At 65.1% G+C, this 15,366-nt stretch carries 9 protein-coding genes; 4 read left to right on the plus strand and 5 right to left on the minus strand.

Annotated features, from left to right (window positions below; all coding sequences use genetic code 11):
• The first annotated feature begins 173 nt into the window (after positions 1-173).
• The 4 genes from UUA_RS14905 (at position 174) to UUA_RS14920 (ending at position 8,994) form a co-directional block, all read left to right on the plus strand.
• The gene (locus tag UUA_RS14905) at positions 174-1,598 is read left to right on the plus strand and encodes a hypothetical protein (protein ID WP_008438311.1); all 1,425 of its coding nucleotides are present in this window, start codon (positions 174-176) and stop codon (positions 1,596-1,598) included.
• Complete coding sequence (locus tag UUA_RS14910) at positions 1,595-3,901, plus strand: transferrin receptor-like dimerization domain-containing protein (protein ID WP_008438313.1); 2,307 nt, start codon at positions 1,595-1,597, stop codon at positions 3,899-3,901. The genes UUA_RS14905 and UUA_RS14910 overlap by 4 nt, the downstream gene beginning before the upstream one ends.
• Positions 3,902-4,063: 162 nt before the next feature.
• Positions 4,064-6,058, plus strand: a complete 1,995-nt coding sequence (locus tag UUA_RS14915) for a S9 family peptidase (protein WP_050981897.1) — start codon at positions 4,064-4,066, stop codon at positions 6,056-6,058.
• Between the two features lie 188 nt (positions 6,059-6,246).
• Positions 6,247-8,994, plus strand: coding sequence for a M14 family zinc carboxypeptidase (locus tag UUA_RS14920; RefSeq protein WP_008438317.1), 2,748 nt, complete (start codon positions 6,247-6,249; stop codon positions 8,992-8,994).
• A gap of 22 nt (positions 8,995-9,016) precedes the next feature.
• On the opposite strand, the gene UUA_RS14925 is transcribed toward UUA_RS14920, so the two are convergent.
• The 5 genes from UUA_RS14925 to UUA_RS14945 form a co-directional block, all read right to left on the minus strand.
• Positions 9,017-10,696 (minus strand): M28 family peptidase, encoded by a 1,680-nt coding sequence (locus UUA_RS14925; protein ID WP_039954182.1) that lies wholly within the window; start codon positions 10,694-10,696, stop codon positions 9,017-9,019.
• Between the two features lie 179 nt (positions 10,697-10,875).
• Positions 10,876-12,642, minus strand: coding sequence for a GGDEF domain-containing protein (locus tag UUA_RS14930; RefSeq protein WP_155943276.1), 1,767 nt, complete (start codon positions 12,640-12,642; stop codon positions 10,876-10,878).
• A gap of 52 nt (positions 12,643-12,694) precedes the next feature.
• Positions 12,695-13,000 (minus strand): hypothetical protein, encoded by a 306-nt coding sequence (locus tag UUA_RS14935; protein ID WP_008438328.1) that lies wholly within the window; start codon positions 12,998-13,000, stop codon positions 12,695-12,697.
• Positions 13,001-13,222: 222 nt separating this feature from the next.
• Positions 13,223-15,004, minus strand: a complete 1,782-nt coding sequence (locus tag UUA_RS14940; protein WP_008438329.1) for a sensor domain-containing diguanylate cyclase — start codon at positions 15,002-15,004, stop codon at positions 13,223-13,225.
• Positions 15,005-15,043: 39 nt separating this feature from the next.
• Positions 15,044-15,334 (minus strand): hypothetical protein, encoded by a 291-nt coding sequence (locus UUA_RS14945; protein ID WP_039954183.1) that lies wholly within the window; start codon positions 15,332-15,334, stop codon positions 15,044-15,046.
• Positions 15,335-15,366: the final 32 nt, after the last annotated feature.

The following is a 15,366-nucleotide window of genomic DNA, read 5'->3' on the forward strand; positions in this document are numbered from 1 at the left end:
CCGATTCGCGCTGATGAACCCGTGCCGCTTGGCACGGGGCGCCGCGGCGGTTCATGCTGCATGCTCGATCCGTGATCACGCCATGCCCCGAGCCGGCTCTTCCAGGGCCTGCACAGCATGGCGCCCTGCAGAGCCGTCAGACGACCTCCCGAACACCGTATCAGGAGTACCCGATGCCAAGGCGCCGCCCCCTCCCCGCACTCGGCCTTGCGCTGGCGCTGTGCCTGGGCGGCCGGCCGGGCCATGCGCAGTCGGCTGCGCAATGGAAGGCGGCGCAGGTCGCCGCCGCGCAGAAGTCCGAGCAGATCATGCAGGAGGCCAACAAGCACAAGAGCCTGCTGGCCCAGTACCGGGTGATGCGCTACTCGTACGCCACCGATCCGGACCCGGCGTTCCACATCATCTTTGGCCAATACCTGAGCTGGTACCAGACGTTCGTCGGCAATTACCCGGATGCTGCGGCCAGCTTCTCGATCAAGCAGCCGGCGCTGCCGGACGACCGCCTCTCGCCGCTGGGCAACCCCGACTACCGCGCCCGACCCGCGCTCGAAGCGATTCCCGAGCTGGCCAGGAACTACCGCGCGGTGTTCCTCAACGAAGCGCACAACATACCGCTCACCCGCACGCTGACCGTGCAGTTGCTGGGCAAGCTGCGCGCGGGGGGCTTCAACTATTTCGCCGCCGAGACGCTCTACCAGACCGATACCGGGCTGCAGGCGCGCGGTTATCCGGTCGCCAGCAGCGGCTTCTATACCGAGGAGCCGATCTACGCCGAGATGGTGCGCACCGCGCTCAAGCTGGGCTTCAAGGTGGTCGCCTATGAGGCGCTGTCCGCGGCCACCGGCGATGCCCGCGAAGCCGAGCAGGCGCGCAACCTCTACCGCGAGGTGTTCAAGAACGACCCGCAGGCGCGGCTGGTGGTCAACGCCGGCTATGCGCACATCCAGGAATCGGGCGTCTACCTGGGCGGCTCCTCGATGGCCGAACACCTGTACAAACTCAGCGGCATCGACCCGCTCACGGTGGAGCAGACCATGCTGTATCCCCACCCGTCGGCCAGCGACGACCACCCCGACTACGCCCCGGTGATGCAGCAACTGCGGCCCGACGCGCCGATCGTGTTCGTGGACAAGAAAGGCCAGCCGTGGTCGCTGCGCGAGGGCTATGACGTCAGCGTGTTCTTCCCGCCCGAGCGAATCAAACGCGGCCGCCCCACCTGGCTGGACCTCGGTGGCAGCCGCAGGCCGTACCTGGTCAGCGGCGAACGCTGCAACCATGTCTACCCGTGCATGGTCGAAGCGCGCTACGCCGGCGAAGGCGCCGACGCGATACCCGCTGACCGCCTCGTGCTCGACCCGCTTCCGTTGAACCCCACCACCAGCGACCGCATCAGCAACGGGCTGATCGAACCCCACAGCCTGCTCTATCTGCGTCCCGGCAAATACCGGCTGAGCTACACCGATGCGGACGCCCACCAGCTGTTCGCCAACGACGTCACCATCCGCGAGCAGGACGCGGCCACGCCATCCGACCCCGCCGAGCCGCCTGCGTCGGCACGACCGACCGCAGCCACCACCATCCAGGGGGAATCACCATGACCCGATCCGCCATCCGGCCGCTGCTCAGTCTGGGTTGCCTGCTGGCAGCCTTCGCCGCGGCGGCCGCCAGCCCCGGCAGCCGCACCGAGGACGCCGCCCTGTTCGGCTTCAGCACCGGCGCGGCGACGGCCCAGCAGGATCTCGAACGGCGCTTCGACGCCCAGCTCGATCCCGCCGAGCTGCGCGACTGGCTCAAGCAGATGGCGTCGCAGCCGAACCAGGTCGGCTCGCCGCACGACAAGGCGAATGCCGAGTTCATCCTGGCGAAATTCCGCGAATGGGGCTGGGACGCGCACATCGAGACGTTCAGCGTGCTCTACCCCACGCCGAAGAAGGTCGCGCTGGAACTGCTGGGACCCAATCCCTACACCGCCGCGCTGCATGAGCCGGCCGTCGCCGGCGATGCCACCTCCGACCTCGCCGGCGTGCTGCCGCCGTACAACATCTACGGTGCCGATGGCGACGTCAGCGCGCCGCTGGTCTATGCCAACTACGGCATGCCGGACGACTACAAGGAACTGGCGCGGCGCGGCGTCGACGTGCGCGGCAAGATCGTCATCACCCGCTATGGCGGCGGCTGGCGCGGGCTGAAGCCCAAACTTGCGCAGGAGCACGGTGCGATCGGCTGCCTGATCTACTCCGACCCGCACGACGACGGCTACGCCATGGGCGACGCCTATCCGCAGGGCGGCTGGCGCCCTGCGCAGGGCGTGCAGCGCGGCTCGGTGGCCGACATGCAGCTGTATCCGGGCGACCCGTTGACCCCGGGCATCGGCTCCACGCCCGGCGCGAAGCGGCTGGCACTGAAAGACGCGAAGACCATCCTGAAGATTCCGGTGCTGCCGATCTCCTACGCCGACGCCACGCCGCTGCTGCAGGCGCTGCGCGGCCCGATGGCGCCAGCCAACTGGCGTGGTGCGCTGCCGCTGACCTATCGCGTCGGCCCAAGCGCGAGCAAGGTCCACCTGACCGTGCTGTCGGACTGGGGCCAGAAACCGGTTTACGACGTGATCGCCATGCTCAAGGGCGCCACCGCGCCGGACCAGTGGGTCGTGCGCGGCAACCACCACGACGGCTGGACCTTCGGCGCGTGGGACCCGCTCTCCGGCAACGTCACCCTGATGGCCGAGGCCAAGGCCATCGGCGGCCTCGTCAAGCAGGGCTGGCGGCCCCAGCGCACGCTGGTCTATGCCAGCTGGGACGGCGAGGAACCGGGCCTGCTCGGTTCCACCGAGTGGGCCGAGGCGCATGCCGCGGAACTGCAGCAGAAGGCCGTGCTGTACCTCAACTCCGACACCAACGCTCGCGGCTTTCTCGGCGCCGGCGGCAGTCACTCGCTGCAGCACCTGGTCAACCAGGTGGCCGATGGCGTGACCGATCCGGAAACCCATGTCAGCGTGCGCGAGCGCCTGCGCGCGCACATGCTGGTCGAGGGCAGCAGCAAGGATGCCAAACCCGAAACGAAGGCCATCGCCAAGCTGGCGGCCGAAGGCGGCGACGTGCCGATCCAGGCGCTGGGTTCCGGCTCCGATTACAGCGCCTTCCTGGAACACCTCGGCATCGCCTCGTTGAACCTCGGCTTCGGCGGGGAGGACGACGACGCCGGCATCTACCACTCGCGCTACGACTCGTTCGACCACTACGCGCGCTTCGGCGATCCGGACTTCGGTTATGGCGTGGCGCTGGCCAAGGTCGCCGGCCACATCATGCTGCGCACCGCCGACGCCGGCGTGCTGCCTATGCGCTTCGGCGACTTCAGCGACACGCTCGACCGCTACGTGGGCGAGCTGCACACGCTGGTCGACGACACCCGCAAGGCCACCGAGCAGCAACACAAGCTGCTGGACAGCCACGCGTTCGCGCTCGACGCCGACCCCACCCGCCCGGTCGCGCCGCCCGCGCGTGACTCGGACATGCCGGCGATCGACCTGGCTCCGCTGGACCAGGCCGCGAAACGGCTCAGACAGAGCGCCCAGGCCTATCAGGCGGCCTACGCCAGACACGCCGCCGGCCCCGACCTGCCCGCCGCCCGGCAGCAGCAACTGAACCAGTTGATCGGGCGCATGGAGCAGAACCTCACCGATCCCGCCGGCCTGCCCGGGCGCAACTGGTTCAAGCACTTCATCTACGCACCGGGCATGCTCACCGGCTACGGCGTCAAGACCGTGCCCGGCGTGCGCGAGGCCATCGAGGCACGTCGCTGGGACGAGGCCAGCCATTACGCCGCGCTCACCGCCAAGGTGCTCGACCGCTACCGTGCGCAACTCGACCGGTTGACGGTGCTGCTGGACAAGCGGTCCTAGCCTGCCGCGTCACGCTCGATCGCGAGGCGGCCAGACCACCGGCCGCCCTCGATCCGCTCCAGCGCCGCACCCGTCCGATACGGCCGGCTCCCTGCTATAAATATCGCCCTGAGGCAGCCGGCAGGTTGTACGGCCGTTCAATCACGACAGGGGAAATCAACGATGAGGATGCAACGCTGGATCGTTGCGGGTCTGCTCTTGCTGTTTACTGCCGTGCTGCAGGCACAGCCGGTCTCCTATGCCGAGCTGGCGCGGCACGCCCAGTACAAGGACGTGAAAATCTCACCGGACGGCAAATACCTGGCCGCCACCGCCGTGGTGAACGGGCAGACCGTGCTGGCCCTGATCCGGGTGTCCGATCACAAGGGCAACCTGGTTCGCCCGCGGCAGGAGGACGACGTCACCGATTTCTGGTGGGCGTCCGCTACCCGCGTGCTGTATTCCGTGGGCGAACGTGTCGGCGGTTACGACGCGCCGTTTGCCACGGGCGAGCTGTTCGCGGTCAACGCCGACGGCAATGGCGCGAACATGCTGTACGGCTACCGCCGCAGTGGCATGAGCACCGGCTCGCACATCCAGCGGGCGACAGCCGAATATGGCAGTGCCGAGCTGATTGCCACCATCCCGGACGATCCCAACCACGTGCTGGTATCCATCAGCTCGTGGTCGGGAGCCGGACTCGAGGGCGCCATCCCCGTGGCCTACCGCATGGACGTGCGCAACGGCAACAAGACACAACTCATCGTTGCCCCCATGCGTGGCGCAAGCTTCGTCGCCGACCACCAGGGGCGGATCCGCTTCGCGGCGGGTTTTGACAATGATGGCAACACCAGGGTCTACCAGCACCCGATCGATGGTGATGGCTGGCAACTGCTGCCGGAAGCAAGCAAAAACCGCTCGATGCCGATCGAATTCAACCGCGATGACAGCGAGGCATATTTCACCTGCTCGGCACCCGCCGCCTTCGGCGTTTGCAGCTGGGATCCGGCAAAGCAGTCGCTCAGCGTCGTGTGGAGCAATCCACACGTCGAAGCGACCCGGATACTGCAGGGCCTGGCCGACGACAGCATCCTCGGCGTGGGCTTCATGGACGGCCGTGCCGGCACGGCGTTGTTCGACGCGCAGTCACTCGATGCGCAGACCCTGCTGGCGCTGATGAAGCAGTTCCCCGGCGAGAGCGTCCGCTTCGTCTCCGGCACGCGCGACGGCGGCCTGAGCGTGGTGCTGGTCGAGGCTGATGCCGATCCCGGCACGTTCCTGCTGTACGACGCCAAGGCCCGGAAGCTCACGCCGCTGCTGGCCCGGGCCTCGTGGATCGACCCCGCACGGATGGCCACCATGCAGCCGGTCGACTTCGCGGCACGCGACGGCATGAAACTGCACGGCTACTTGAGCTATCCGCCCGGCAAGGAAAGCACCAGGCACCTGCCGATGGTGGTGCTGGTGCACGGCGGCCCGTTCGGCATCCGCGACCATTGGGAATACCAGCCGGACGTGCAGGTGCTGGCGACCCGTGGCTACGCCGTGCTGCAGGTGAACTACCGCGGTTCCGGTGGCTACGGCTACGACTACGAACGCGCCGGCTGGAAGGAGTGGGGCGGCAAGATGCAGGACGACGTCACCGACGCAACCCGCTGGGCGATCGCCCAGGGTATCGCCGACCCGCAGCGGATCTGCATCTACGGCGGCAGCTACGGTGGTTATGCCGCACTCGAGGGCGCGGTGAAGGAACCGGATCTGTACAAGTGTGCGGTCGGCTACGTGGGCGTCTACGACCTGCCCCTGATGTACCGCCGCGGCGACATCCCGCAATCGAGCTACGGCGAGGCTTATCTCAAGCGCCAGCTGGGCGACGACATGGGCGTGCTGGCCACCCATTCGCCGATCAACCAGCTCGACCGGCTCAAGGCGCGCGTGATGCTGGTGGTCGGCGGCGAGGACAAGCGCGTGCCACCCGTCCAGGGCCTCAGCCTGCACCAGGCGCTGGCGAAACGGAACATCGCGCACGAGTGGCTGTACAAGCCCAACGAGATGCACGGCTTCTACAACGAAGCCAACCAGGCCGAACTGTATGCAAAGCTCGTGCAGTTCATCGGCTCCAGCATCGGTCCCGACGTCACGACGACGGGGAGCCGCAATACCGCCGCCGCCCACTGACCCTGTGCGGGGAAAGACGCGCTCCTGCCCGATTCCGGCAGGAGCGCGCCGTTACGTGGCAGCCGTCGCCGTGGCGGCGCGACCGGCGGTTCGGATTGCCCTGCCCAACTGATGGGCTACGCGCAGCCACACCCGTTCTGGCAGAGTGCGGCGATCAGCTGCCACACGACTCTTGGGGAAAACTCATCATGCATGCACCCATCCGGCTCTTGCTCGCCGTCCTGCTGGCGTCAGGCTCCCTGGGAACATTTGCGGCGACCGGGCCCGACAGTTCGAAGCCGTATGCGCGCGACCCGGCCCAGCCAGTCGACCTGGCGTATACGGCGCAGATCCTCAAGTTCACCACCGACCACTCATTCAATTCGCCGCTGACCGACTACCTGCCCGCCTCCGCCAGCGTGCCCACGCCGGACAGGGTGCTGGGCCACATCGCCGGCGCGCCGGACTACCTGCCGCACGTAGCCGACGTCCACCGCTACTTCCGCGCACTGGCCGCGGCCAGCCCGCGGGTGAAGGTGTTCAGCATCGGCAAGAGCGAGGAAGGCCGCGAGATGATCGCGGTGGCGATCGCCGACGAGAACCTGCTGGCCGACCTCGACGCGAACAAGGAGCGCTTGGCCAAGCTGGCCGACCCGCGCCGCATCGGCATGGACGACGCCGTCGCCGACCAGCTGGTCGCCCAGTCCACGCCGGTCTACTACATCACCGGCGCCATCCACTCCACCGAGACCGGTTCGCCCACCGCGCTGATGGAGCTGGCCTATCGCCTGGCGGTGGACGAGGCGCCGTACATCCAGCGCATCCGCTCGCACGTGATCACCCTGATCACCCCGGTGGTCGAGGTCGACGGCCGCGACCGCATGGCCGACCTGTACAACTGGCACCTGGCGCACCCAGGCCAGAACTACCCGCGGCTGCTGTACTGGGGCCACTACGTGGCGCACGACAACAACCGCGACGCGATGGGCATGTCGCTGAACCTCACCCGCAACGTGGCCGACACCTTCGTCGGCTGGCACGCGCAGGTGCTGCACGACCTGCACGAATCGGTGCCGTTCCTGTACGACAACACCGTCGGCGACGGTCCGTACAACGCGTGGATCGATCCGATCCTCACCGGCGAATGGCAGCAGCTGGGCTGGGACAACGTGCAGCAGATGACCCGGCTCGGCATGCCGGGCGTGTTCACCCACGGCGGCTTCGACACCTGGAGTCCCGGCTACCTGATGTTCATCGCCGCCATGCACAACGGTATCAGCCGTCTGTACGAGACCTACGGCAACGCCGGCGCCGACACCGTGCAGCGCATCCTCGAACCGTCCGAGTACGAACGCACCTGGTACAGGCCCAATCCGCCGTTGCCCACCGTGCTGTGGTCGCAGCGCAACAACAACAACTACCAGCAGACCGGCCTGCTCACCGCGCTGAACTACTTCGCCGGCAACGGCCAGCAGTTCCTGAAGAATTTTTACCTCAAGGCCAAGCGCTCGATCGAGAAACCGCAGCAGGCCGGCCCGGCCGCCTACGTGTTCCCGGCCGACGACAAGCGCCCCGGCTCACGCGCCCAATTGCTGCGCATCCTGCAACTGCAGCACACGGAGATCAGCCGCACCACCTCCCCGGTCACGGTGACCCTGCCGAAGCAGGGCGATGACAAAAAGAAAGCCAAGACGCGAACCTTCCCCGCCGGCAGCTACGTGGTGCGCATGGACCAGCCGTACTCGCGCATCGCCGACACCCTGCTCGACCGCCAGTACTGGTCGCCGAAGGACCCGCAGCAGCACCCCTACGACGACACCGGCTGGTCGATGGGCGACCTGTTCGACGTGCAGGTGGTGCGGGTGACCGACACCGCGATCCTCAAGGCGCCGATGCGCCTGCTCGACGAACCGGTCGCCGTGCCGCAAGGCCTGGCCGCACTCGACATGCCACAGGCGAAGCTGCCGCGCATCGCGCTGATGCACACCTGGCTGAGCACGCAGACCGAAGGCTGGTGGCGCATGGCGCTGGACAAGCTCGGGGTGCCGTACGACTACATCAGCACCCAGGACGTGGCTAAGGGCGGCGACCTGCGCGCGAAGTACGACGTGATCCTGTTCGGCCCGGTCGGCGACGCCAGCACGCAGCGCATCGTCGACGGCCTGCCGATGTGGGGCAAGCCGCTGCCGTGGAAGACCACCGCGCTGACGCCGAACCTCGGCCGCATCGACGCGACCGACGACATCCGCCCCGGCCTCGGCGAGAGCGGTGTCGCCAACCTCAAGCGCTTCGTGCAGGCCGGCGGCTTGCTGATCACCGCCGAGGACACCGCGAAGTTCGCCATCGACGTGGGCCTGGCGCCGGGCGTGTTCGTCACCAAGACCGACAAGCTGAAAGTCGTCGGCAGCGTGCTGCAGGCGAAGTTCGCCGACCGCGGCAGCCCGATCGCCGCCGGCTACGGCCGCGACGAGCTGGCGCTGTACAGCGCGGCCGGCCAGTCGTTCACCGTGTCCAACCTGGTCACCGGCGACAAGGGACTGCCGACCGCGAAGGAGTTCCAGCGCCCGACCGGACGCGGCGGCCCGCACGACACCGACACCCCCGAAGGCCGCGCCTCGATCGCGCCGGCCTCGCTACCCGACATCAAGCCGTGGCAGCCGTTGCCGCTGAACGCCGAGCAGATGCGCAACAATCCGTGGGTGATCCCCGCCGACCAGCGCCCGCGGGTGATCCTGCGCTACGCCGAGGCGAAGAACCTGCTGATCTCCGGCCTGCTCGCCGGCGGCGACGAGATGGCCGAGCGCGCCGCCGTGGTCGACGCCCGCTACGGCAAGGGCCACGTGCTGCTGTTCGCCAGCAACCCGATCTGGCGCGGCGAGACCATCGGCAGTTACCCGCTGGTGCTCAATGCCATCGTGAACTTCGACAAACTGGACACGCCACCGGCGAAACCCTGACTCCGGCGGCGAATCCGCCCGGCTATTTCGAGGGTGGTGCAGCCGGTTTCATCATGGCGTCGCGCGCAGCCTTGAACGGGTTGCCGGCATACCACTGCGGCCACACGCCTGCATGGCTGAGGTGTTGCCCCAATTCGTACAGTGCCTGGGTGTCCTGGAGGATGCCTTCCAGGTTCCAGTGCGGATCGAACACATCGTTGGTCGTGTGATAGCGGTGCGCGGTGTAGTCCTCGGCCGCCTTCTCGCCGGCGGCCCGGCCACCGTCGATCAGATCCAGGCCCGAGCTGGCCAGCATCGCCGGCACGCCGGCACGCGCGAAGTTGAAATGGTCGGAGCGGAAGTAGAAGCCGTTCTCCGGCGTGGTCTCCGGCGAGATCACCCGGCCCTGCTTACGCAGCACGCCGGCGAGCATGTCCTCCAGCTCGGACTGGCCCTTGCCGATCACCGTCATGTCGTGCGCAGGGCCGATGACCGGCAACGCGTCGACGGCGATGTCGGCCACCGTGCGGTTCATCGGAAACACCGGCTTCGCCGCGTAGTACTGCGAACCGAGCAGGCCCGATTCCTCCAGCGTCGGCATGAAGAACAGCACGCTGCGCTCGGGCGGCTTTGCCTGGTGTGCGAACGCGCCGGCGATCTGCAGCAGCATGCTCAGGCCGGTGCCGTTGTCGACGGCGCCGGCATAGACCTGGTGGCCCTTGCGGGTGGGGTCGGTGCCCAGATGGTCCCAGTGCGCGGTGTAGACCACCACCTCGTCAGGCCTGGCGCTGCCCTTGACCATCGCCAGCACATTCTTCGATTCGATGTGGCCGATCTTGTTGTGCAGGGTGATCGAGGCGGTCGCGTGCAACGGTACCGGCTGGAAGCCCGGCTTCGCGGCGGCCCGTTCGAGTTCGGCGAAATCGAAGCCGGCGGCGGCGAACAACCGGGTGGCTGCGTCGCGCGTCAGCCAGCCGGCCACCGGCAGCCGCGGCGACGGATCGACGCTGGCCGGCAGGCTCAGCTGCGGCCCGACCGCGCCGTTCTGCAGCACGCTCCACGGATAACCGGCCGCGGCATCGCTGGTGTGCACGATGAAGCAGGCGGCAGCGCCCTGCAGCGCCGCCTCCGCATATTTGTACGGCCAGCGGCCGTACCAGGTCATCGCGCGGCCGTTGAACAGCTTCGGGTCGCGACTGGCGAAGCCGGGGTCGTTGACCAGCACGATCACCGTCTTGCCCTTCACGTCGACGTCCCGATAGTCGTTCCAGTGCCAGGCCGGCGCGTCCGCACCGTAGCCGAGGAACACCACCGGCGAGTCCTTCAGCGCAACCTCGGCTTTCGCCTGCAGGGTCTGCGCCACCATGTCGGTGCGGTACGCCAGTTTCAGCGGCTTGCCGCCCGCGGCGACATCCAGGGTGACGTCGGTATTCAGCAGCGAGGTGGAGTCGGCCGGCACGGTCTGGAACCACGAACCGTGGTTGCCCGGCTGCAAGCCCATCCGCTTGAACTCGGCCACCAGGAAATCGGTGGTGCGCTGCGCGCCGATGGTGCCGGGCTTGCGCCCGCCGAACGCATCGGAGCTGAGCGTCTTGTCGAAGCGCGCGAAATCGGCGGCGTTGATCGACGGCGCCCGCGCCGTGTCCGGTTCGGCCGTCGCCGCCTGCAGCGGCAACGCGACCAGGCCCAGCGCGGCCACCAGGGCGAAATTCCTCACTCGCATGAAAACGCTCCCACCGATGAAATCGACCACCTTTGTAGCGCGCCCGTGCACCGCTGTCCATGCGACATTCCTCGCTGGTGATCGTCGGTGGCGGCGGCAAACGTGCAACGCAGCTGGCTCCCGGGCGCATGATGTTGCTGCCATCGCCATGGCGGCAGCCCGATGCGCCCGCACGGCATTCAGTTGCGCATGGCGGCGTCAAAAAGGCTGATCCGGTTGCGCCCCTCGTCCTTGGCCTGATACAGGGCGCAGTCGGCATCGTTCATCAGCTGCCGCAGCTCGTAACCGGAGCTGGCCGTGGCTGCCACGCCGAAGCTGGCCGAGATCGGGATGCCGGGCGCATCCCTGGCGCCCGAAACGGCGGCGATCGCCGCACGCATCTGCTCGATCCGCGGCAGCACGTTGTCCAGCGTGCATTCGGGCAGCAACAGGCCGAACTCCTCCCCGCCGAGACGGCCGAACACGTCGGTGGAGCGCAGATGCGCCTGGCAGGCATCGACCGCGCGCTTCAGCACCCGGTCGCCCACCGCATGCCCATGCATGTCGTTGACCAGCTTGAAGTGATCCAGGTCGATCAGCACCAGGCAGGCATCGCGTGCCGACTTGCGGCAGTAACGCAACTGCCGCTCGGCCTCGTTGACGAAGTGCTGCCGATTGAAGATGCCGGTGAGGCCGTCGCGCCGCGCCAGCCGCATGAAGCGCAATTGCGAACGCTTGACCCGATAGGCCCACAGTGCAATGGACGCCAGTACCAGCAGCAGCAGCACGATATACAGTCGACTGGTTTCCGCCGCCTTGCGGTCCAGCTCGCCCTGCAGGGTGAGAATCCTGTTCTTCTTGTCGAGCCCCTCGATCTGCAGCTTCTTTGCCAGTACCTGCTGTTTGGCGATCTGATAGGCGAGCACCTTCGCGCTGAGCCTGCTCTGGTAGCCATCGTGGACAGTTGTGAATTTCTCAAGGTATGCCAGGGCGCCATTGCTGTCGCCCGTTTCCTTGTGTACTTCGTAAAGTACTCGATAGGCGTTCGCCGTCGACTCCGCATACTGTCTGTTGGCATTTGTCGCCAGCGCGGCATTGGCAAATTTTTGTGCAAGGGCGAGATCGCCACTCTTCCAGTAAGCCCTGGCCAACGTAGACTCGAACTGGGAAAGCTGAGGTGGGAAGCCTGCTTGCTGCACCTTGGGGTAGCTCGCCTGCAGCACACGGATAGCCGACTCAGGGTGCCCCTGCCGCAGGTCGAAATCCGCCAGCAAATGCTGAAAACTGAGGGCAAAAAGTGTATCGCCCGCCTTTCCGCATGCCTCAGTGCCATCGCGAAGCTGATCGGCGGGCAACTGTGCACTGCCCTTTTCAAACAGCGCGTTGGACTTGTAGAACCAGCCCCTGCATGCGCTCTGCGCGTTGGTGCTTTCCTTGATCATCTGGTCGGCATGACGAGTAGACACATCGTATTGACCTGCCTCGATGTACAACTGCGCCGCAACACCAAGCCCCTGTATGCGCACACCGGGTTCTTTGATTTTTGGCAGTTGCTCCAGCAAGGGATTGAGCCTGGCAAAGGCTTCCTCATAGCGGGATTCGGCCACCATGATATCTATCACCGTGGCCATGGCACGAAACGCCAGGACAGGATCCTCAGTTTGATCGGCGAGCGCCGTCAATGACGGCAGGGCGACAGCGTAGTTAGCCGCAAAGGCTAGCTCTCGCGCCATGAGGTAGCGTTGATGCAACCGTTGCTGCGGCGAGAGCCCCATCGCCACCGCGTCGAGCTGTCTCATCAGCTTATTGAATTCAGCGTGATTGGAGGGCTCGACGCTTTCGGCTTGCCTTAGCAACTGCGCAGGATCGTTGATAGCGGGTGCAGTCGCAGCAACCGCATCCGCTACAAATGAAAGCAGAAGCGCACAGTACGCGAATACCAACTTGCATCTGACCGCGTGATCCATGGGCTAGTCAGTAACTGCTGGCACCGGGGCGGCAAGTGGTGAAGCCTGGACGCTAATTTCCATTCCTTCGCTCGTCCTTTTCCTTGTCTTTGTCCTTGTCCTTCTTCTCCTCATCATCTTCGCAGCTGTCGTCGCCCTCCTCCTGTTCCTCATCTGGTTTGGCGGGATTGATCAGGCAACAGAACGGATTCTGTCCCAGCAACGTCTGGAGCTCCTGTCCACCCCCGGCAAGAATCGCCACATGCAACTCCGGATTAACCGCAACACCGGATAGAACAAGCCCCACATCATCCCGAGATGCATGGCGCAACTGGGCGTTCTGTCCCACCCGTTCCAGAAAATCGATCACATCGAACATCGGTCATCCCTCCCTGTCAGGATGATTGCCGGCTATCTGGTGAGGGCCGCATGAAGTCCCTCTGCCGGTCTTTGCCCCCGTTTCCCGCGCATTGCGCGCTGCAAGCAGCAAACTTGGCTGCCTGACGGGCGAAAATACACCATTCCTTCGACGCCGTGCCATCGCATTGGGGCGGCTACCCTTGCCCTGGCAGCAAGCGGAACGGCAGCCATCCGGCTCGGGTTACTGCACGCCTTCGGCCATCACGGCAACGGCGCCCAATTGCGGTTTCGACCTACCGTCGCTGACGCTGACGCGGTTGCGGCCCTCGCGTTTGGCCCGATACAAGGCGTCGTCGGCGTGGACCAGCAGCTGGCGCAGGTCATGCCCGGAATGCTTGGTGGTAGCCACGCCAAAGCTGGCCGAGACGCAGATTTCCTCTGCAGGATCGCCGCAGACCTCCACGATCGCCAACCGCATCCGTTCGGTGCGGGCAAGTACCTGCTCGAGCGTGCACTCCGGCAACACGATGCCGAACTCCTCGCCGCCCAGACGACCGAAGATGTCGGTGGAACGCAGATGCGCCTGGCAGGCGGCCACGGCACGCTTCAGCACGCGATCGCCCACCGCATGTCCGTAGGTGTCGTTGACGGCCTTGAAGTGGTCCAGGTCGATCAGCACCAGGCAGGCTTCCCGCCCCGCCTTCCGGCAGTACTGCAACTGCTGCTCGGCCTCATTGACGAAATGCTGCCGGTTGAAGATGTCCGTGAGCCCGTCGCGCCGCGCCTGTCGCATGAAACGCAGTTGCGAGCGCTTGACGCGGTAGGCCCAGAAGCCGATGAAAGCCAGCACCGTAAGCAACAGCAATATGTACAGACGACTCGTTTCGGAAGCTTTTTTGTCGAGGTTTCGCTGGAGCTGAAGGATCTGGTTCTGCTTGCTCAATGTGTCCAACTGCAGTTTTTTGGCGAGAAGTTGTTGCTGGACGATTTGGAAGGCGAGTGCCCTTGCCCCCACTTCATCCAGCCAACCATTATTTGACGCCATGTAACGCTCATGATGGTCAAGAGCGGCCCGCAGGTCTCCCTGACTCTTCGCCATAAGATAGAGAACGCGCTCGGCAGTACTCAAGGATTCCGAGTATTTGTTTCCGCCACTTCGAGCAACAACCTGGAGTGCCGATTGCTTCGATAAAGCAATCTGGCCGGTACCAAAATATGCTTCGGCCAATAACGCATCAAACTGTGATAGCAACCACGAGTAGCCCCTTCTCTGCACTGCATCGTAATTACTCTTCAAAAGCGCAATCGCCTTCTCTGAATGACCCCGTTGCAATGCAACTCTCGCCAAATACAGGCGAATGCCATTGGCATAAAGGTCGTCGCCTACCTTCTGGCAAAGATCTATGCCTTGCTGAAGCTTTTCGTTAATTCCGTCCAGCTTGCCCGCCTTGTAAAGCGCCGCCAGCCTCGCGTAGCCCGTTTTGCATATCCAATCATTCGGCTGCCGGGTTTCATTGGCAAGCTGGTCAGCATAATTCCACGCAAGATCGTACTGCCCAGACTCCTCGTAGAGGAGCGTAGCGACGGTGAGCGCCAAGGCACGCGCATCCGGGTCAGAAATCGTCTGCAGCCGCGATAACAGCAAATTCAAGCGTCGGAACGCATCCTCGTAGCGGGAACGCTCTGCAAGAGAATTCACTACGAGGGAGTCTGTTTTGAAGCGTAAAACCGAGTCCCGCGAATGGGTCAACACCGTGTCGGCCAACCGATCCGATGTCGCATAATCGCCGACGTAAGCCGCCTGCCATGCCTGAAGGTAATGCAGATATTCCTGTTGCTCGGGCGTCAACTTCGCAGCCTGTTCGTCGAGATGCCGCAAGAGCTCCAGGAATCTGTCGTAGTTCTGTGTTCTGCTGCTATCGGCCTCCTTGAGCAAGGAGGCACTTTGGTCAACAGTCGGGGGCACAGCCGCATAGGCAATACCCCCGGATAGTCCGAGCAATATCCACCCCGCGATCACCATCCGACGATTCACTACGGATGCGGGCATTGATCTAGCCGATCAACTCCACGCACTCAACGCGGCTCGGCTGGTTTCACCCTCGCGCTCAGGAGTTTCGCTACCGCCTTCATCCTCCTGCTCTTCCTGCTCCTCGGCGGGCGCGAGCATCGCGCAATGTGTCGCAATGCCGAGCAATGCCTTCAATGTCGATGAATCCTCGGAGAGGATCGCATCCTGCAAAATCGAATCCAGCCCCGTGCTTGCCACTACATGCTCAAGCTCATTGACCGATGCTCGGCTCAGCTGTGCGTCCTGTCCCATCCGTTCGAGAAACTCGACAACATCCGACATATCCATTCCCCCCGACTGTTGTTGGCTTGGTC

The organism is Rhodanobacter thiooxydans LCS2 (genome assembly GCF_000264375.1).
In the GTDB taxonomy this organism is placed as follows: domain Bacteria; phylum Pseudomonadota; class Gammaproteobacteria; order Xanthomonadales; family Rhodanobacteraceae; genus Rhodanobacter; species Rhodanobacter thiooxydans.